The sequence below is a fragment of the Caballeronia telluris genome (assembly GCF_001544495.1).
GTDB lineage: Bacteria > Pseudomonadota > Gammaproteobacteria > Burkholderiales > Burkholderiaceae > Caballeronia > Caballeronia telluris.
In genome coordinates this window covers 38,180-56,573 of the sequence record NZ_FCNZ02000006.1, presented here as the reverse complement: position 1 = coordinate 56,573, position 18,394 = coordinate 38,180, and the positions used below count along the sequence as shown (strand labels likewise).

Below are 18,394 nucleotides of genomic sequence, written 5' to 3'. Positions count from 1 at the left end.
CGACGCAGCCGCGTTCAACCCTGCGCGCCGGACCCGATCGCGTTCAGTTCGGCCAATACCTCGGGCGGAATCGCGAGCGACGCCGCCGCGAGATTCTCGTGCAGATGCCCGACCGACGATGTCCCCGGAATCAGCAGGATATTCGGCGAGCGTTGCAGCAGCCACGCGAGCGCAACCTGCATCGGCGTGGCGCCGAGCGCGGCGGCGGCGCGATCCAGCGCCGACGATTGCAGCGGCGTGAACCCGCCCAGCGGAAAGAACGGCGTGTACGCGACACCTTCGGCGGCGAGCGCGTCGATCATCGGATCGTCGTCGCGATGCGCGAGGTTGTAGTGATTCTGCACACAGACGATCTCCGCGATCGGCCGCGCCTCCTCGTATTGCCGCTGCGTGACGTTGCTCAGACCGATATGGCGGATCAGCCCCTGGCGCTTGAGGTCGGCGAGCACGGTCAGCGGCGCTTCGATGGACGCCTCCGACGGCCCATGAACGCCGCCGACCCGCAGATTGACGACGTCGAGCGCGTCCAGGCCGAGATTGCGCAGATTGTCGTGCACGGCGTCGGTGAGTTCCTTCGGCGAGAGCGCGGCGGGCCACGACTTGTCCGCTTCCCTGCGCGCGCCCACTTTCGTGACGATCACGAGGTCGTCGGAATACGGATGCAGCGCGCGGCGGATGAGCTGATTGGTGACATGCGGGCCGTAGAAATCGGACGTATCGATGTGATCGACACCGCGCGCGATCGCTTCGCGCAGCACGGCGACGGCCGCGTCTTCGTCCTTGGGCGGCCCGAAGACCTGGGGACCGGCGAGCTGCATCGCGCCGTAGCCCATGCGGTTCACCGTGATCGCGCCGTCCGCGAAGGTAAAGTGCCCGCCGAGATGGCTTGAGGAAGTCATGCGATTTCTCCGTTGATGTGGGATTGCCGTGGAGAAACTATAGGCGCGAGCACGTTGTGCGATAAGTGGATTCATTCGATACAGGTCGTGCGAGAAGCTGCACAATGATCGCTTTGCGATCTGAACGGCGGAGGCGCGCGATGGCGTTGGATCTGGGCAACCTGGCGGCGTTCATGGCGGTCGCGCAGAGCCGCGGTTTTCGCGAGGCGGCGCGCACGAGCGGTTATTCGGCATCCGCGTTGAGCGCCGCCGTGCGCCGGCTGGAGGCGCAGGCCGGCGTGCGGCTCTTCCAGCGCACGACGCGAAGCGTCACGCTCACCGAAGCCGGCACGCAACTGCTGGAGCGGCTCGTGCCGGCGCTCGGCGAAGTGGAGGCCGCGCTCGACGTCGTCAACGGTTTTCGCGAGAGTCCGCGCGGCACGCTGCGGCTGAATGTGCCGGCCGTCGCGGCGCGGCTCTTTCTGTCGCCGATCGTCGAGGCATTTCTGCGCGCACATCCGGACATCCGGCTCGAACTGACTGTCGACGATACCTTCGTCGACGTGCTCGCCGCCGGTTGCGACGCCGGCGTGCGTTACGAGGAGCGGCTCGAACAGGACATGATCGCGGTGCCGATCGGCCCGAGGCGGCAGCGCTTCGCGACCGCCGCCTCGCCCGCCTATCTCGCGGGGCGCGCGCGGCTGCGCCATCCGCGCGATCTGCTCGGACACGCGTGCATCCGACAGCGCTTCGCGAGCGGTGCGATGCCGCCCTGGGAATACGAGCGCAAGGGCAAGACGGTGCGCGTGGACCCGAGCGGGCCGCTCGTCGTGACGACCATCGCAGCCGACATGGCGGTGAGCGCGGCGGTGGCGGGCTTGGGCGTCATTTTCCTGTTCGAGGAGTGGCTCGCGCCCGCGTTCGAAAGCGGCGCGCTCGAACCGCTGCTCGAAGACTGGTGGTGCAGCTTTTCAGGGCCGTTCCTGTATTACCCGAGCCGCCGGTACATGCCGGCGCCGCTGCGGGCCTTCGTCGATTTCCTTCGCCAATTTCGATAAGCAATAGGATGCATCTTGCACTAGCGGTTTACACGATTCGGGTTTATACTGATCGTGTCTCCTCCATGTCTCAACCGATATGGATTGTGCCCGCTCAAACTGAGCGGGCTTTTTTTTGCCCGCCGCTCGCCCCGACCGGCGGCCAGCGCCGGTTCACACGCGATTCGCTTGATTCGCGCGGCACGATGCGGACCGGTTGCGTATCATGCGTTCTGCGGTCACGCGACGAGCGGCCGACTGGCGCTCGTCATTTACGACCGGCATCGAAAACTTCCTGAGGCATGCACCATGGGCTTCGAGCAACTCGCGGCACTGAAAGAGCAACTGGCGAAACGGGCGAAAACGCCGCCGCCGAAGACGTCCGAGGCGTCCAAACCGAACAAGCCTTCCCGGCAGCATCGTCCGCAGGCGGGCGAGCCCGGCCGCGACGCACAACCGTCGCAAGCGAAGGGCGCACAAGCGAAGGGCGCGCAGTCGAAGCCCGCGCAGTCGAAGTCAGGACAGGCGAGGACGGCGCACGCACGGCCCGAGCGCGCGAAGTCGCCGCGTCCGGCGCCGGTGCAGGCAAAGCCCGTCGACGCGAAGCCGACCGATCCCGTCGTCCTGACGATCCGCAAGCTGCAGAACAGCTTCCCGCAGGCGTTCCCGAAAAAGCCGGCGTCGAAGGTTCCGCTGAAGGTCGGCATCTTCAAGGATCTGGTCGCGCAGGCGGAACAACTAGCGCTGACGGAAGCCGAGTTGCGCGACGCCATCAAGATCTGGTGTCGCGGCAGCCGTTACTGGTCGAGTCTCGTCGAGGGCGCGCCGCGCGTGGATCTCGGCGGCACGGCCGTGGGCGAGGTGTCAGCGGAAGATGCCGTGCGGGCCCGCAATTCGGAATCGAACCGCGCCGCGAAGGCGGCACGCAAGTCCGAACAGGCTGCGACGTCGGAACAGGCGCCGGCCATCGGCGAGGCGCCGGCCGGCGTTGCACCGGCGGCCGAGCAGACGGCCGAACCGGCCGTCGCACCGGAACAGGCCTCAGCGAGCGATTCCTAATGGCATAGCAGCCAGAGGCCGAACGCGCCCGCGACGGTCGCGTAGACGGTGTACACCGGCAGCTTCAGCTTCGCGAGGCACATGCATCCGAAGGCCGCAGTCACGAGGTACGCAGGCTGCGGCGGAATGTGCAGGAGAATCTTCAGCACCGCGATCGCGAGGAACGCGGTGGTGGCGGCGCGCAGCAGCCGCATGCCGTTCTCGAAGCGCGGATAGCTCTTGAGCGCCGCCAGATGCCGCTGGGCGAAGATGACGAGGCATCCCGAGGGCACGAACAACGCGACCGTCGCGACGAGCGCGCCCAGCCAGCCATCGATCAGATAGCCGAAGAACGGAATCACGTTCAGAAGCGGTCCCGGCGCGATCGGCGAAAGGGCAAAGGCCAGCGTGAAATCGTTGTCGGAGACGCCCGTGCCCGGCGTGACGAACAGCGCCTTCAACACCGGCAGCGCGGAAAAACCGCCGCCGAACAGCGTCAGCCCCGCGCCCGCGAGCCGCGGCCACAACAGCGTGAATTGCCACGGCGTCGGCAGCGGCAGCGCAAAAACCAGCAGCAGCGCGGCGAGCACCACCGGCAGCCGCCAGTCGCTGCGCGTGTGCAGTACATCGGAGACGGTCTCGCGTTCCGCTTCGAGCATCCATCCCGCGGCGAAGGTGCTCGCGAGCACCAGCACGTAGGCCCCCGGCCCGTGCGCAAGCACGAGCGTCGCGCAGGCGAAGAGCGATGCCGCCCATTCCACCTTGCCGCGCAGGATCGTGCGGGTCTGCTTGTACCACGTCACGCCGATCAGCACGGCCAGCACGACGCTGAAGTGATTCACGAGCGTCGGCGAGGTGAGCGAGCGGACCAGCGGCGTGCGATAAAAGATCGCGAAAAGCGTCATCAGCAGGAAAAACGGCAGCACGCTCCCGATTCCGGCGGCCCACGCGCCCGCGCGGCCGCGCAGCACGTGTCCCAGTTGCACCGCGACGTTGCATCCCACTGGCCCGGGCACCATCCACGCGAGCGCCGTCAGATCGGCGAAGGCCAATGGGGAAAGGTATTGCCGGCGTTCCACATAATGGCGTTCGAGTTGCGCCATGAGTGCGAGTCCGCCCCACGATACCGCCGACAACCCGCATACCGTCCAGAACAGGCGCCAAAGTGATTCACGCTCGCCCACGAGATTGATGTCCGCACTTGTCATCGCCATTTTTCGTATCCGAAAACCTGATCCGCTTTTGTCCTGTTTTTGTGCGCATGGCAACGACGCTAAACTAGCTTACGATTAGACGATGGTTAATCGCCGCAACTCGCAGAACACGAATGTTCGTGCTGAATAACGTACCGATCCGCCGTGCGCAATGCGGCTGAACCCTTCAGACGTTACCGTGGAATTTCCCTGCAATCCCCGCCGGGCTTGGGTTTTCCGCGATCTTAACGCAGCCTTGCATTCGTATTGCGAAAGGATCATCGGGGTTTTCCTGATGTGGGCATTTATCCAACGAAAACGTTTCAGCAGATTTTTTTCAATGGCACTGAAGTGTTTTTATAAATAGAATTCTCTGGCAAACGTTTCAAAGTTCTGATCAATGAAAACGAACGAATGGTTTATACGTCTGCGAGAACGATTCAAAGACAAGCAATCCATCGCGCTGCATGGCATCGTGTATGGCGCTGCCTTGCTTGCCATCGTGATGGTCGGTCTATGCGCGCTCGTGCTTTATCAGAGCCGTCAGGATGCGCTCGAACGCACGCGCGAAACGTCGCGTAATGTCGCGCTGATTGCCGAGCGCGACATCGTCCGCAATTTCGAGCTTTACGATCTCTCGCTTCAGGCGATCATCGAAGGACTGAGGCAGCCCGCCGTCGGCGCGCTGCCCGCGCATCTGCGTCGCGACGTCCTGTTCGACCGCGCGGCCACCGCCAAATTTCTCGAAGCGCTGCTGGTGCTCGACGCGTCGGGCAATGTCGTCATCGATTCCGTGAGCGACGTGCCGCGCTGGGCCAACTTCGCCAGCGCCGCGTTCTTCACCGCGCAGCGCGACAGGCGCGACGCCGGTCTTTTCATCAGCGATCCGGTCCGCTTCGTCCTGCTCGGCCCGACGCCGAGCATCGTGCTGAGCCGCCGCATCTCGCGCCCGGACGGGTCGTTCGCGGGCATCGCGATGATCGCCGTGAGCCTCGACTATTTCCGCAATCTCTTTGCCGGGCTGTCGCTCGGCGCGCGCGGATCGGCCTCCGTGATCGGGGGCAACGGCGTGATGGTCATGCGCCAGCCCTTCGACGAACGCATCATCGGACGCGACATCAGCAAGGCCAGCACGTTCCGCCGCTTCGTCGCCGACAAGGAAGGCGACTTCTCGGACACCGCCTCCATCGACCACGTCCGGCGCCTCTATACGTTCAAGACGCTGCCGCATCTGCCGTTCATCGTGATGGTGGCGGTCGCCGAGCAGGATATCTACGCCGCGTGGCGGCGCCGCGCGCTCACGATCGGCTCGCTGATGGCGGCGCTCGGCGTGGCGTTCGTCGCGCTCTCGGCGGTGCTCGGCAGACAGTTGCGGCGGCGCATGCGCGCGGAATCGGAATTGCAGCTGCTCGCCCGCACCGACGGTCTGACGGGCCTCAATAACCGCCGCACGTTCGGGGAAGTCCTCGACCTCGAATGGCGCCGCGCACGGCGCGCGCGCGGCGTGTTTTCGCTGCTTTTCGTCGATATCGACCGCTTCAAGGCCTATAACGACACCTACGGCCATCAGGCCGGCGACGAAGCGCTGGCAGCGGTCGCGAAGTGCATCGGCGACAGCATCCGGCGTCCCGGCGATACGGCGGCGCGCTACGGCGGCGAGGAATTCGTCGTCGTGCTGCCGAACACGCACGCGGCGGGGGCGTCGTTCATCGCGGAAAAGATTCGTGCGGCCATCTGCGATCTGTCGCTTCGTCACGCCGGCAGCGAGTTCGGCTGCGTGACGGCCAGCATCGGCAGCGCGAGCTGGGACCCGGAATCGGGCATGGACGTGTCCGAAATGATCCAGGACGCGGACCGCGCGCTGTATCGCGCGAAAGCGATGGGCCGCAATGTCGTGGCGCTTTCGAGCCGCTGCGCCGAGGCGCAGGGCGACGAAGGACCGGCGTTCGTGCGGGGCGCGCTCGCCCGGTAAATCGGCCAATCTCCGGCATCGGGACGACACAAAGCCGAACACGCCGGTTTTTCCTCCTAAGATTATCTCGATCAGTCGCGCATTTGCTCAAGGCGCGTGCGCGGGCGTTTCCCTTTGTGCACGAGCCACATCGAACCGCGCGAGGCGAGCCGATGAAAGCCATTCCGTGTGTCTGCGCGTTCGCGCTGTCGGCGCTCCGGCCGGGCTTCGTCTCTGCCGAGACCTACCCGCCGCTGCCTGCGCTCGACATCGACGTTAGCCAGACTTCGGTCTCCGGCCTCTCGTCCGGCGGCTTCATGGCGGTGCAACTCGGCGTCGCGTATTCGTCGATCGTGAAAGGCGTCGGCGTCGTGGCGGGCGGGCCGTACTACTGCGCGCAGGGCAGCATCGCGATCGCGACGACCCAATGCTCCTGCACGATTCAGCCGGCGAGCCTCTGCGCAGTCACGCCGACGAGCGCCGACGTCCCCGCGCTCGTCGCGAAGACCAAGGCGTTCGCGGCGAGCCGCCTGATCGACGATGCGGCGAACATCGGCGGCCAGCGCGTCATCATGATTTCCGGCGCGAGCGACGCGACCGTGCCGCGACCCGTCGTGAAGCAACTGGGCGATTACTACGCGGCGCTCGGCGTGCCGGAGCAAAGCCGCACGGAGATCGACCGCGACAAGACCGGTCACACGATGCCGACCGCGAACTACGGCGTGGCGTGTTCGAAGTCCGAGTCGCCGTTCATCGGGAAATGCCGGTTCGACGCGGCGAAGGAGATGCTCGGCTGGATCTACGGTCCGGCGCCGCTCGCAGCGCCCGCCACGACGCAAGCGACGCAGACGCACTTTCTCCGTTTCGACCAGACGCGCTATCTGCCGGCGGATCGCCCCGCGAGCTTCGCCTGGACGACGGGCATGGATGCCTCGGGCTGGCTCTACGTGCCCGCCGCGTGCAAGACCGGGACGCGTTGCCGCCTGCACGTCGCGCTGCACGGCTGCGAGCAGGGCCAGGATTATCTGCCGCTCGACTCGCCGCCGGGCGGCGGCCTCTTCTTCGGCGAGACGTTCGTGCGCGACGCGGGCTACGCGCGCTGGGCGGAGACCAACCGGATCGTCGTGCTGTTTCCGCAGGCGGTCTCCATCCCCGGCCTGAATCCCAACGGCTGCTGGGACTGGTGGGGCTACACCGGCAGCCATTTCGCCGACCATCGCGGCGTCCAGATGCGTGCGATCCGCAACATGATCGACCGGCTCGTGTCGGGCGCGAGCCAGTGAAGTGTCGAAGACAATAATGATCGTGGAACGGGTCTTGCGGCAGGTTGAATCAACCACTGCCGGCAGGAGGCCGTCATGACGACTTCACCTTCGGACGAGAACGAAACGCCGGACGACGCACACGACGACCTAAGCGACGCGCCCACGGACGTGTCGATACCCATCGGCGATGCGATACCGGCGCCGGTCGAACCGGGCCTCGATCAGCCGATACCCAAAAAGGGCGATAGCGTGGCAGACGATGCCGAGGTTGCGGGTCCTGTCGAGGACACGCCGGAGGCGGTGAACGAAGTCTCGAAGCCGATCGGCGACGCCATTCCTACGCCTGTGGAACCCGGCACGGATCAGCCGCTGCCGGAGAAGAACCCCGGCGCCGACGACTAGCCGACAAACCTCCGAAGCCAACACCAGACGAAACCAGCGCGCGCGGCAAACCATGTAGGATCACCGACGGCGCGCTGTCCTCGGCAGCGCTCTTTCATGTCACGCGGGGAGCGCACATGATCCAGCTTCGTCGACTGATGGCGGCCTTGCTCGTCCTGCTTCTGAACGCGTGCGCGAGCCTTCCGCCGCAAGGCGGCCGCATCGCGACGCACGCCGTTCAGGACACCGCCCGCACGCGCCTTGGCGCCGCGTTCGCGCCGGGCGAGCAGGCGCATCCCGGCGAAACCGCTTTCCACCTGCTGCCCGATGCGATGGACGCGCTCGTCGCGCGCATCATCCTGACCGAGACGGCAGACCGCACGCTCGACATGCAGTACTACATCTGGCACGACGACGCCACGGGCCGCACGCTCGCCGCCGCCATGCTGCGCGCGGCGGACCGCGGCGTGCGCGTGCGCCTTCTGCTCGACGACCTCGGCACGAACGCGGACGATCGCGTGCTGCTCGCGCTCGCCTCGCATCCAAACGTCGAAGTCCGGCTCTTCAATCCGGTCGCGAGCCGTAGTTTCAAGCGGCTCGGCTCGGCGCTCGAATTCTTCCGCGTGAACCGGCGCATGCACAACAAGGCGCTGATCGCCGACAACCAGGGCGCGATTCTCGGCGGCCGCAACATCGGCGACGAATACTTTGGCGCCTCGACGACCGTCGCGTTCGGCGACCTCGACGTGCTCGTGCACGGTCCGGTGGTGCGCGAAGTGTCGGTCGCGTTCGACGAATACTGGAACTCGGAGGCTGCGTATCCGATCGACAACCTGATGGGCCGTCACGGAGACCCGAACGACCTGCTCGACTATCGCGCGCAACTCGACGCGTACATGGCGTCCGAGCGCAGCACGCCGTACTTCATCCAGGCCAAGGCGCGCCTGACCGACGCGCTGCACAGCCGCGATGCCGAATTCTCCTGGGGCAAGGCGACGCTCCTTTACGACGATCCCGCGAAGATCACCCGCGCGCCGACGGATGCAGAAGGACACCTGATGTCGCAGCTCAAGGCGCTGAAACTTCAGCCGGAGCAGGAGATGCTCGTCGTCTCGCCGTACTTCGTGCCGCAAAAGGAAGGCGTCGCGTGGCTTGCCGGCATGACCGCGCGCGGCGTGCGCGTCACGGTGCTGACCAATTCGCTCGCGGCCACCGACGTCTCCGCCGTGCACGCGGGCTATCAGCGCTATCGGAAGGATCTGCTCGAAGCGGGCGTGCGTCTCTACGAACTCAAGCCGGTCGCGGGCAACCAGTCGACGGAAAAGAAATCGACCTTCGGATCGTCGAAGGCTTCGCTGCACGCGAAGACCTACGTGTTCGACCGCACCGGCATCTTCATCGGCTCGATGAACCTCGATCCGCGCTCGGTCGAACTGAACACGGAGATCGGCGTGTATTGCGAGAGCGCGCAGGCGGCGGGCGAAGTGGTCGACGGCATCGGCAAGAATCTCGACCGCGTTGCGTGGCGGCTCGAATTGCGCGGCGATCCGCAGGGCGGCAGCCACATCGTCTGGATCGACACCGCGTCCGACGGCACGCTGACGGAACTCGACAAGGAGCCGGACGTGTCGGCGATGCGGCGCACCGGAATCTGGTTCCTCGGACTCTTGCCGATCGAATCGCAACTGTGAGCGAACGCGCCGCCTTCGATCAGGCGACCGCGTGGCCGTGCGTCGCGGTGAATGCGCGGCCGGGCTTCGGCACGACGGTGACCGCGCATCGCGCATGCGCCACGACGCGCCGCACGACGTGGCTCGCCGGCCAGCGCCCCAGCCAGTAGCGGCGGCAGCCCACGACGATTTCGCCCGCGCCGTGCTCGGCCGCGTAATCGACGATCTCGCGCCACGGGTCGCCGGTGCGCAGCGACAGCCGGATCGTGTCCTGCGTGTCCGGCAGCCTCGCTTTCAATACGGAAAGCGCTTGTTCCCAGTGCGCGATGCGCTGCTCCATGATCTCGTTCATGCAGGCGTCGAAACCGACCGCCGGCACCCGCGCGACCGTCAGGATGTGCAGTCGTGCGCCGCGTTGCTGCGCCATGTGTTTCGCGAAAAGCGCGGCGCCGAGCGCGCACTCCGAACCGTTGTATGCCACCACGATGCACCGCATGAGCTGCTCCCCGCCGAATCGTTTCCGCGTGTCCTGCGCCCATTCTTCGATACCCGTCGCGCGCGCGCCACCCGGCATGCGAGGGGCCGCGCACCGCCGGAAAGCGGGCATCCGGATGGATGGATTCGCCTCGCGCGACAAAATCGTCCGCGCGCCCTCAAGATTGCCGCGCCCCTGCCGACAACGCATATGGAGCGCTTCGCGCTCGTGCATCGTATGGGCCACCGGCCGTCCATGCAGGAAGGCACATCAACCGCGTTATCGATAGCGCCCGGCGACGGCATCCGCTTTCGTTCGCTTCAATCTCCTGGAGGCGTAGTGATCCGACACGGAATCGGCGGCTTGCTGCTCGCGTTGTGCACGCTCGGTCCCGCGATGGCAGCCGGGCCCGACTGCTCGCGTCCGTTCACGCTCGCGCTGCACGATCACGGCCTGCTCTATTCCGCCGATACCGACACCGGCATCGACAAGGATTTCGCCGACGAACTGATCCGCCGCAGCGGCTGCAAGGTCAGCGTCAGCCTCATGTCGCGCGCGCGCATCTGGCAACTGATCGAATCCGGCGCGCTCGATTTCAGCCTCTCCGGCATCACGAACGCCGATCGCGACCGCTACGCGTCGTTCGCCTGGTACTTCAGCAACAAGTACTACCTGCTCGTGCGCCGCGACGCCGGCATCCAGCAGCTCGCCGATTTCGAGCACAACGACGCCTTCCAGCTCGGCGTGATCCGCGGCTTCCGCTATAGCGCATCGGCGAACCATCTCGTCGACGAACTCGCCGCCGCGAATCGCACGAGCCAGGCGGGCGGCCCCGATCCGCTCTACCAGGCGCTGCTGCTGCGCCGTATCCAGGGCATGATCATCGAGCCGTTCGACTATCCCGCGCTCGAAGAGCGAAAGATCCGCGATGTCACGACCATCATCGAGTTCAACGATCCGGCCGCGCCGCACGGTCTCATCATGTCCAAGAAGGCGCTGCCCGCCGCCGAGCAGGAGAAGTGGCGCGCGCTCGTGAACGGCATGCGCGCCGACGGAACCGTGCGGCGCATCTTCGAGAAATACTTCAAGCCGGACCTCGCGAAGTCGATGGTCGATTTCCAGACGCCGCCGTGAGCCGGGCGCGCCTTCTTCTGCTGCCGCTCCTGATCCTGTGCGCCGCGCTTAGCGTCACCTGGACCATCTGGAGCCACGAGCGGCAAAGCTCCCGCAATGAACTGCTGTCGCAGTTCAAGTATTCGCTCGGCGACACGGTGAGCCGCGTCGAGCAGCGCATGGCGACCTACGAGCTGATGCTGCGCGGCGTGCAGAGCCTCTTCGCGGCCACCGATGGCGTCGACCGCGGCAATTTTCACGACTATGTCGGCTCGCTCAATCTCGACGCCAATTTCGCCGGCATCCAGGCGATCGGGATCGTCGAATGGGTGCCGGCGGCGCGTCGCGAGGCGCATGTCGACGAGATGCGCCGGCTCGGTTTCGCCAGTTACGCGATCCAGCCCGACGGCGGCCGCCGCAACTATGCGCCGATCGTGCAGCGCGAGCCGTATCTCGGCCGAAATCGCGCGGCGCTCGGCTACGACGCGTGGGCCGACCCCGCGCGGCGCCTCGCGATGGAAAAGGCGCGCGATTCCGGCATGGCCTGCATCACCGGCAAGCTGCGCCTGACCGTCGATACCGAGCCGGATGCGCCGCCCGGCTTCGTCATGTATCTGCCGGTCTACGAACGCGGCCAGCCGCTCTTGACGGTCGCCGAGCGGCGGGCGCATCTGGTCGGCTGGGTCTACGCGTCGTTTCGCATGAGCGACGTCATCGCGAGCCTCTACGGCGAGCGGCCGCCCGGGCTTGCGCTCGCCGTGTATGACGGCGTCGAGGCGTCCGCGAGCTCGCTGCTCTACCGTTCCTCCGATGCCGCCGCGCCGCACGCGGGCGTGCCTCTTTCCGCGAACGAATATCTGGTGGTCGCCGGACACAACTGGATGCTCGCGATGAACGCGCAGGACGAGTTCAGGACGCGCTTCGGCCGCAATGCGGAACTGACGATCGCCGTGGCCGGCACGGGCCTGAGCCTGCTCCTCGCGTTGCTCGCGTGGCTCACGCTGACGGGCCGTCGCCGGGCGATGCAGCTCGCCTCGATGATGACGCGCGAACTGCGCGAGAACGAAGAGAAATTCCGCGCGATCGCCGACTGCACGGTGAACTGGGAAGTCTGGTGGGGACCGGATGGCAAGCCGCGCTGGATCAATCCGTCGGTGACCGAATACACCGGCTACACCGTCGACGAATGCATGGCGATGCCCGACTTCGCGGCCACGCTGATTCATCCGGAAGACATGCCGCGCGTCGCGCCCGCCTTCGCCGACGGGCTGCGCGGCCTGCGCGGCGACGACCTCGAATTCCGCTGCGTGCGCAAGGACGGCTCGGACATCTGGTTCTCGGTGTCGTGGGCGCCGATCCGCGACGCGCGCGGCACGTTCACCGGCTTTCGCACGAGCGGGCGCGACATCACCGAGCGCAAGCAGCTCGAAGCGGAGTTGCGCATCGCCGCCGTCGCGTTCGATTCGCTCGAAGCGATGATGGTGACCGACGCCGACAACACCGTCCTGCGCGTCAATTCCGCGTTCACCGAGTGCACCGGCTATGCGTCGTCCGAGATCGTCGGACAGATGCCGCACGTGTTGCGCTCGGGCCGTCATGACGACGCGTTCTTCCGCGACATGTGGGACACGATCCGTCGCGAGGGCGGCTGGCAGGGCGAGATCTGGGATCGTCGCAAGAACGGCGAGGTGTATCCGAAGTGGCTGACGATTTCGGCGGTGAGCGGCGACGATGGCGCCGTCACGCACTATGTCATCACGCATCACGACATCACCGAGCGGAAGATCGCGGAAGAACGAATCAGGCAACTCGCCTTCTTCGATGCGCTCACGCGCCTGCCGAACCGCTCGCTGCTGCTCGACCGACTGAAGCAGGCGATCACGGCGAGCGCCCGCGGCGGGACTTGCGGCGCGCTGCTTTTCATCGACCTCGATCACTTCAAGACGCTCAACGACACGCTCGGCCACGACAAGGGCGACCGGCTGCTGCAGGAAGTGGCGCTACGGCTCGCGTCGAGCGTGCGCGAGAGCGACACGGTCGCGCGGGTGGGCGGCGATGAATTCGTCGTGGTGTTGCAGAGCCTGCACGAGAACCGGCAGGAAGCGGCGATCCAGACCGAGGCGCTCGGCGAAAAGATTCTGTCGCTGCTCGGCAATACGTATCAGCTGGGCGCGGTCGAATACCGCTCGACGGCGAGCGTCGGCGCGACGGTCTTCAAGGGGCATCGCACGTCGATCGACGAATTGCTCAAGCAGGCCGATCTCGCGATGTACAAGTCGAAGGAGCGCGGCCGCAACGCGCTCTGTTTCTTCGATCCCGCGATGCAGACCGTCGTGGTCGAGCGCGCGGCGCTGGAAGTCGATCTGCGCAAGGCCATCGAGGACCAGCAGTTCCTTTTGCACTATCAGGCGCAGGTCACGCAGGGCGACAGAGTGACGGGCGCCGAAGCGCTCGTGCGCTGGCGGCATCCGCAGCGCGGCCTCGTGCCGCCCGCCGATTTCATCCCGCTCGCCGAGGAAACCGGACTGATCCTGCCGCTCGGCAACTGGGTGCTGGAAACGGCGTGCACGCAGCTCACGCTATGGGCGCTGCGGCCCGAGATGGCGCACCTGACGATTGCGGTGAACGTGAGCGCGCAGCAGTTGCGCGAGCCCGATTTCGTCGACAAGGTGCTGGCGGCGATCGAGCGCACCGGCGCACGGGCGCATCGCCTGAAGCTGGAACTGACCGAGAGCGTGCTCGTCGACAACGTGCAGGACATCATCCAGAAGATGTATGCGCTGAAGGCGAAGGGCGTGGTTTTCTCGCTCGACGACTTCGGCATCGGCTATTCGTCGCTGTCGTATCTGAAGCGGCTGCCGCTCGACCAGTTGAAGATCGACCAGTCGTTCGTGCGCGACGTGCTCGTCGATCCGAACGACGCCACCATCGCCAAGACCATCGTGGCGCTCGCGCAAAGCCTCGGGCTCGGAGTGATCGCCGAGGGTGTCGAGACCGAAGCGCAACGCGACTTTCTCGCGAGCGCCGGGTGTCACGCGTATCAGGGGTACTTCTTTTGCCGGCCGTTGCCAATCGAAGGCTTCGAGGCGTTCGCGGCGAAGTTCGATCCGTGGCCGCGCGCGGGAGCGGGGCGAAAACGCGGCGGCGTCGCGGGGGACGTGCGGGTCGAGGCCTGATCGGCGATGCAAAAAAAGCCATCGTCGCGGGACGATGGCTTGCTTTGTGCATTGAATCAACGCGCGGCTGATTATTCCGTGCGCACTTCGATGCGTCGCGGCCGCGCTTCTTCCCGCCGCGGAATGGTCAGCTTCAGCACGCCGTTCTGCAGGTTGGCGTCGATGCGCGACGTGTCGAACTCGTCGCTCAGCGTGAAGGCCCGCGCGAAGAAGGGCTCTCGAATTTCGACATGGCTCGGCCGCAGATTATCCGGCGTCGACACGACGGCCTGGGCTTCGATCGAAAGCCGTCCGTCGTGCACGCGCACGTCAAGGTTTTCGCGCGCCACGCCCGGCAGGTCGGCCCACAGCGTCACGCCGTGCGTGTCTTCGACGATGTCGACGGCCGGCGTCAGCGCGGCGCGCCGGCTACGCTGGGGCTCGCGCCGCGCGACTTCGGCGGCTGCTCCGGTATTGCGTTCTGCGATCTGTGTCTGTGCGTTCATGGCTTCTCTCCCGATGTGCCGAGTATCCGGTTACTGAATGGCGATGGCGCGCGGCTTCGAGGCTTCGCGCTTGCCGACGCTGATGGCAAGGGTGCCGTTCGAATAGCGTGCTCCGACCTTGTCGGGATCGACGTTCTGCGGCAGTTCGATCACGCGCCGGAAGTTGCCGAAGAAGCGTTCTTTCGCGTAAGTGCGCGTTTCGCCTTCAGTGCTCGCTTCGCTTGGCTTGCGCTCGCCGCTGATGGTGAGCGTGCCTTTATCGACCGTGACGTCGAGCGACGCCGGATCGACGCCCGGCACGAACGCGACGATCTCGATCGAGTCGTCGGTGCTGCCGATATTCAGTTGCGGAAAGGCGTTCGCGCGGGTCGAACGGATGCTCGACGGCAGATTGCCGAGCAGCGCGGACATCTGGCGTTGCACGCGATCGAAATCACCGAACAGGTCGCTTGTGAAATAAAGGTCACTCATGGCTTCGTCTCCGTGATACGGACGTTGGGATCGGTCAGGGCCGCGAAGCGAACGGCTTCGTGGCTGCGTTGATACCCAGATAGGAGCCGCGAGGGGACTTTCAATATCGATCCAGCGAAATTTTCATTCGGAGTCGATATGGCGCTGGAGCGTCTTGAAACGCGCTGTGCCGCCCATATTTGCGAACGTTTTTGCGCGCGGAAAGCGGGAATCGGAAGGGCGCGTCCATCCGGACGCGCCCTGCATGCGGCGCTTACTGGCCGAAGAAGATGTCGCAGTTCGGCGCGGCGCTGCACGAGCTTGGCCGTTGGCCCGGCGCGGACATGCTGCGGCTCGCGGGGGTGCCGCCGTAGGACGTGTCATCGGTCGATGCGGCCTGCATGCCGGCGTTCTCTTGCGCCGCTTGCGTGGACTGCGCAGTCTGCATCGGGCGCATCGTCTGCACGAGTTGCTGCTGATCGTGGGGCATCTGCGCTTGCGCGGCGCCCGCGATGGCGAAAAGCCCCGCAACAGCGGCGGCGAAAAGTCTTGCTTTCATGTCGAACTCCTTGACGGCGCCGGGATCACGGCGCCTTGCGTCGATGGTGTCGTGCCGCGTCGCGTGATTGCGTGCGCGAATGCGGCCGGAATGGCGCCTGCCCTGCCAAGCGACTTGCTGAGGAACGCGATCGAATGTGGCGGTCGCGTCCGGATGCAGCCGGGCCAGCACGATAACCAAGTTATAGACACTCGCCGCGCGCAGATAGTCCGCGTGAAGGAGGCATGCGTTCGTGGGGGATGCTTCGTACTCGCTACTTAAAACAGCGCGCAACGGCCGCCCTTCATTTCGTATCGAACGTATTCACGCCGTCCCAGTCGGCGGGCAGCGCGGTTTCGCGCAGCATGGCAATACGCTCGCGATACGCCACATACAGACCGCACTCCGGATCGCGCTCGATGAGCGTCGCGAGCAGACGCCCGGCCGCGTCCCATTCCCGCGCGCGATAGTGTCGAAGCACCGCGTGCCATTGCGCGAGCGGCTCGCGGGCGGCGGCATCGGCTGCGGCCCACGTATCGTTGGTCATAAGCGGCTCGTACACGGCGACGGGCGTCGCGCGTCCGCGCACCCGCACGCGATCGATCTCGCGATACACGACATCGGGCGCGTTCAGCCGCGTCGCTTCGCCGACCAGAATCGACACGCGATAGTGACGCGTCAGCCCTTCCAGCCGCGCCGCGATATTCACCGCGTCGCCCATGACCGTGTACGCCTTGCGCACGGTCGAGCCCATGTCGCCAACCGTCATCGGTCCGGTGTTGATGCCGATGCCGACCCAGAGCGTCGGCCAGCCGCGCGCCGCGAACGTCCGGTTCAGCTCGGCCAGCGCGGCGCGCATGCCGAGCGCGGCGGCCACCGCGCGGCGCGCATGGTCGCGGTCCTCCATCGGCGCGCCCCAGAAGCTCATGATCGCGTCGCCGATGTATTTGTCGAGCGTGCCGCGTTCCTTGCGGATCTCGGCCGTCATCGTGCCGAGATACTCGTTCATCATCACCGCAAGTTCCTCCGGTTCGAGCGTCTCGGCAATCGCGGTGAAGCCGAGCACGTCGCTGAACAGCACGGTCAGTTCCGCGCGGCGGCCCGCCATGCTGTAGCTCTCGGGATGGCGGCTCATTTCCTCGACGAGTTCCGGCGGCACGTATTGGCCGAAGAGTTGGGTGAAGCGCCGCCGCGCGCGCGATTCGACGAAAAACGCATACGACATGTTCAGCACGAAGAGCGCGCCGATCGCAAGAAGCAGCGAAGCGACCGGCTGCGACCACGCGCGATAGCGCCAGAGTGCGAGGTCCGCCGCGATCACGCAGCCCGTCAGCAGCACGGTGAGGAGCGTCGCGCGGGCGGGCGCCTGCCACGGCCACGCGAAGATCATCGCGCAGCCAGCGATGAGCACCGCCAGCGCCTGCACCGCGCCGGCGAACGACGGTTCGGCGCGCAGCGTGCCGTCGAGCATGCCGGCGATCAGGTTCGCGTGGACCTCGACGCCGGGATACACCTCGCCGACGGGCGTCGCGCGCTGATCGACGAGGCCCGGCGCCGTGGTGCCGAGGAGCGCGATCTTGCCGCGCAGCGCGCCGGACGCGACGCGGCCGGCCAGCACGTCCGCGACGGAAAAATAGGCGAAGCTGCGCTCGCGTCCGCGATACGGCACGAGCGCGGCGCCGTTTGCATCGACGGGAATCGCGAGCGTGCCGCGCGGCGTGCGCAGCGCGAGACCGGCGAGCGTCGAGGCGGCGTCGGCCGGGTCGTCGAACACGAGCGCGAGCGGCGCGTCGCCCGACAGCGCGCGCACGACCGCGAGCGACAGCGCTTCGTACACGCCGCCGCGATACTCGGTCACGAGCGGCACGCGCCGCACGGAGCCGTCGAAATCGATCACCGGATTGAAGAAGCCGCCGCGTCCCGCCGCCGTCTGCAGCGCGGGCAGGTTGCCGCCGTGGCTGCTCCAGTCGAAGAGCGTCATCGGATGCGCGCCGAACGCGGTCGCGGGAAGCACCGGCGGCGGGATCGCGCCGCTCGAAGCGCCTTGATTGGCGAAGTAGTAGCCGAGGACGACGGGCCGGCCGCGCAGCGCGTCGGCGAAACGGCGGTCGTAGTCGAGTTGGGCGGCGAGGCCGGGCAGTGCGCGCTGAAACTGCGCGTCGTCCTGCAGATCGCTCTTGCCCAGACGGTTCAGCACCGGCAGCCCCGAACTCTCGTCGGGTTCCGCGAACACGATGTCGAAGGCGAGCAGCGCGACGCCGTCGCGGGTAAACAGCGTGTCGGCGAGCGTCGCCATGCGCGCGCGGTCCCACGGCCAGCGGCCGAGTTCGGCGAGACTCTTCTCGTCGATGTCGAGAATCGCGATGCGCGTATCGACGCCACGCGGCATCGTGAGCCGGATCTTGGTGTCGTAGGCGAGGGCGTCGAGCGTGTCGATGAAGCGCACGTCGTAGCGATGCAGCACGTGTCCGATAAGCGCGAACACGATCAGAAGGCCGGCGGCGAAGCGCAATGCGTGCTGTTTCAAGTCGACCTCGGATGACGATGAACGTCCGTGCGCGCCGATGCCGACGGCGCCCGCAAGCTAGTGCGCCGCGCGAATCTGCTCGTTGGCGATGGCGATGGCGAGCCGTGCGGCGAGCACCTTCACGACGAATTCGTGGATGCGCGACGCGAGCGCCGCGTCCTCCGCTTCGAGACGCCGCAGCGTCGGCAGCGTGAGCCGCAGGAGTTGCGTTGTCAGC

The 18,394-nt window shown here is 66.2% G+C and carries 15 protein-coding genes; 8 read left to right on the top strand and 7 right to left on the bottom strand.

Translation table 11 applies throughout. From position 1 onward, the window contains the following. Positions 1 to 14: 14 nt before the first annotated feature. Positions 15 to 899 carry an aldo/keto reductase family oxidoreductase gene (locus AWB66_RS09605; RefSeq protein WP_087630065.1) on the bottom strand — a complete coding sequence of 295 codons (885 nt, stop codon included), beginning with the start codon at positions 897 to 899 and terminating at the stop codon, positions 15 to 17. 140 nt (positions 900 to 1,039) lie between these two features. On the opposite strand from AWB66_RS09605, the gene AWB66_RS09600 reads away from it, so the two are divergent. Together AWB66_RS09600 and AWB66_RS09595 are read left to right on the top strand one after the other, a co-directional pair. Next, a complete protein-coding gene (locus AWB66_RS09600; RefSeq protein ID WP_087630064.1) occupies positions 1,040 to 1,936 on the top strand; it encodes a LysR family transcriptional regulator in 897 nt (298 codons plus the stop codon). 288 nt (positions 1,937 to 2,224) lie between these two features. After that, positions 2,225 to 2,974: a ProQ/FinO family protein gene (locus AWB66_RS09595; RefSeq protein ID WP_087630063.1), complete on the top strand. Its 750-nt coding sequence runs from the start codon at positions 2,225 to 2,227 to the stop codon at positions 2,972 to 2,974. Here the strand turns inward: AWB66_RS09595 and AWB66_RS09590 are convergent. Beyond that, the gene (locus AWB66_RS09590) at positions 2,971 to 4,167 is read right to left on the bottom strand and encodes a chromate transporter (RefSeq protein WP_087630062.1); all 1,197 of its coding nucleotides are present in this window, start codon (positions 4,165 to 4,167) and stop codon (positions 2,971 to 2,973) included. The genes AWB66_RS09595 and AWB66_RS09590 overlap by 4 nt on opposite strands. A gap of 379 nt (positions 4,168 to 4,546) precedes the next feature. On the opposite strand from AWB66_RS09590, the gene AWB66_RS09585 reads away from it, so the two are divergent. The 4 genes from AWB66_RS09585 to AWB66_RS09570 all read left to right on the top strand — a co-directional run bounded on the left by AWB66_RS09585 (position 4,547) and on the right by AWB66_RS09570 (position 9,434). Then, a complete protein-coding gene (locus AWB66_RS09585) occupies positions 4,547 to 6,118 on the top strand; it encodes a sensor domain-containing diguanylate cyclase (protein ID WP_087630061.1) in 1,572 nt (523 codons plus the stop codon). 152 nt (positions 6,119 to 6,270) lie between these two features. Beyond that, a complete protein-coding gene (locus AWB66_RS09580) occupies positions 6,271 to 7,380 on the top strand; it encodes an extracellular catalytic domain type 2 short-chain-length polyhydroxyalkanoate depolymerase (protein WP_235021064.1) in 1,110 nt (369 codons plus the stop codon). Positions 7,381 to 7,455: 75 nt separating this feature from the next. After that, complete coding sequence (locus AWB66_RS09575; protein WP_087630060.1) at positions 7,456 to 7,764, top strand: hypothetical protein; 309 nt, start codon at positions 7,456 to 7,458, stop codon at positions 7,762 to 7,764. A 116-nt stretch (positions 7,765 to 7,880) separates the two neighbouring features. Beyond that, entirely contained in the window at positions 7,881 to 9,434 is a 1,554-nt protein-coding gene (locus AWB66_RS09570) for a phospholipase D family protein (protein ID WP_087630059.1), read from the top strand. A gap of 19 nt (positions 9,435 to 9,453) precedes the next feature. On the opposite strand, the gene AWB66_RS09565 is transcribed toward AWB66_RS09570, so the two are convergent. Next, positions 9,454 to 9,909, bottom strand: coding sequence for a universal stress protein (locus AWB66_RS09565; protein ID WP_159462901.1), 456 nt, complete (start codon positions 9,907 to 9,909; stop codon positions 9,454 to 9,456). A 318-nt stretch (positions 9,910 to 10,227) separates the two neighbouring features. Here AWB66_RS09565 and AWB66_RS09560 point away from each other — a divergent pair, with 318 nt between their 5' ends. Both AWB66_RS09560 and AWB66_RS09555 read left to right on the top strand, forming a co-directional pair. Further along, positions 10,228 to 11,022 carry a substrate-binding periplasmic protein gene (locus AWB66_RS09560; RefSeq protein WP_087630057.1) on the top strand — a complete coding sequence of 265 codons (795 nt, stop codon included), beginning with the start codon at positions 10,228 to 10,230 and terminating at the stop codon, positions 11,020 to 11,022. Continuing rightward, a complete protein-coding gene (locus AWB66_RS09555) occupies positions 11,019 to 14,177 on the top strand; it encodes a bifunctional diguanylate cyclase/phosphodiesterase (RefSeq protein ID WP_087630056.1) in 3,159 nt (1,052 codons plus the stop codon). The genes AWB66_RS09560 and AWB66_RS09555 overlap by 4 nt, the downstream gene beginning before the upstream one ends. 71 nt (positions 14,178 to 14,248) lie before the next feature. Here the strand turns inward: AWB66_RS09555 and AWB66_RS09550 are convergent, their stop codons facing one another. From AWB66_RS09550 to AWB66_RS09535, 4 genes are all read right to left on the bottom strand, one after another. After that, complete coding sequence (locus AWB66_RS09550) at positions 14,249 to 14,662, bottom strand: Hsp20/alpha crystallin family protein (RefSeq protein ID WP_087630055.1); 414 nt, start codon at positions 14,660 to 14,662, stop codon at positions 14,249 to 14,251. A gap of 30 nt (positions 14,663 to 14,692) precedes the next feature. Further along, the gene (locus tag AWB66_RS09545) at positions 14,693 to 15,133 is read right to left on the bottom strand and encodes an Hsp20/alpha crystallin family protein (RefSeq protein WP_087630054.1); all 441 of its coding nucleotides are present in this window, start codon (positions 15,131 to 15,133) and stop codon (positions 14,693 to 14,695) included. 253 nt (positions 15,134 to 15,386) lie between these two features. After that, positions 15,387 to 15,671 (bottom strand): hypothetical protein, encoded by a 285-nt coding sequence (locus AWB66_RS09540; RefSeq protein ID WP_087630254.1) that lies wholly within the window; start codon positions 15,669 to 15,671, stop codon positions 15,387 to 15,389. Between the two features lie 283 nt (positions 15,672 to 15,954). After that, complete coding sequence (locus AWB66_RS09535) at positions 15,955 to 18,177, bottom strand: CHASE2 domain-containing protein (protein ID WP_087630053.1); 2,223 nt, start codon at positions 18,175 to 18,177, stop codon at positions 15,955 to 15,957. Positions 18,178 to 18,394: the final 217 nt, after the last annotated feature.

Bases quoted from the DNA above. Each gene is read 5' to 3' on its own strand.
- AWB66_RS09605 (WP_087630065.1), bottom strand. From the start codon at position 899: ATGACTTCCTCAAGCCATCTCGGCGGGCACTTTACCTTCGCGGACGGC.
- AWB66_RS09600 (WP_087630064.1), top strand. From the start codon at position 1,040: ATGGCGTTGGATCTGGGCAACCTGGCGGCGTTCATGGCGGTCGCGCAG.
- AWB66_RS09595 (WP_087630063.1), top strand. From the start codon at position 2,225: ATGGGCTTCGAGCAACTCGCGGCACTGAAAGAGCAACTGGCGAAACGG.
- AWB66_RS09590 (WP_087630062.1), bottom strand. From the start codon at position 4,167: ATGGCGATGACAAGTGCGGACATCAATCTCGTGGGCGAGCGTGAATCA.
- AWB66_RS09585 (WP_087630061.1), top strand. From the start codon at position 4,547: ATGAAAACGAACGAATGGTTTATACGTCTGCGAGAACGATTCAAAGAC.
- AWB66_RS09580 (WP_235021064.1), top strand. From the start codon at position 6,271: ATGAAAGCCATTCCGTGTGTCTGCGCGTTCGCGCTGTCGGCGCTCCGG.
- AWB66_RS09575 (WP_087630060.1), top strand. From the start codon at position 7,456: ATGACGACTTCACCTTCGGACGAGAACGAAACGCCGGACGACGCACAC.
- AWB66_RS09570 (WP_087630059.1), top strand. From the start codon at position 7,881: ATGATCCAGCTTCGTCGACTGATGGCGGCCTTGCTCGTCCTGCTTCTG.
- AWB66_RS09565 (WP_159462901.1), bottom strand. From the start codon at position 9,909: ATGCGGTGCATCGTGGTGGCATACAACGGTTCGGAGTGCGCGCTCGGC.
- AWB66_RS09550 (WP_087630055.1), bottom strand. From the start codon at position 14,662: ATGAACGCACAGACACAGATCGCAGAACGCAATACCGGAGCAGCCGCC.
- AWB66_RS09545 (WP_087630054.1), bottom strand. From the start codon at position 15,133: ATGAGTGACCTTTATTTCACAAGCGACCTGTTCGGTGATTTCGATCGC.
- AWB66_RS09540 (WP_087630254.1), bottom strand. From the start codon at position 15,671: ATGAAAGCAAGACTTTTCGCCGCCGCTGTTGCGGGGCTTTTCGCCATC.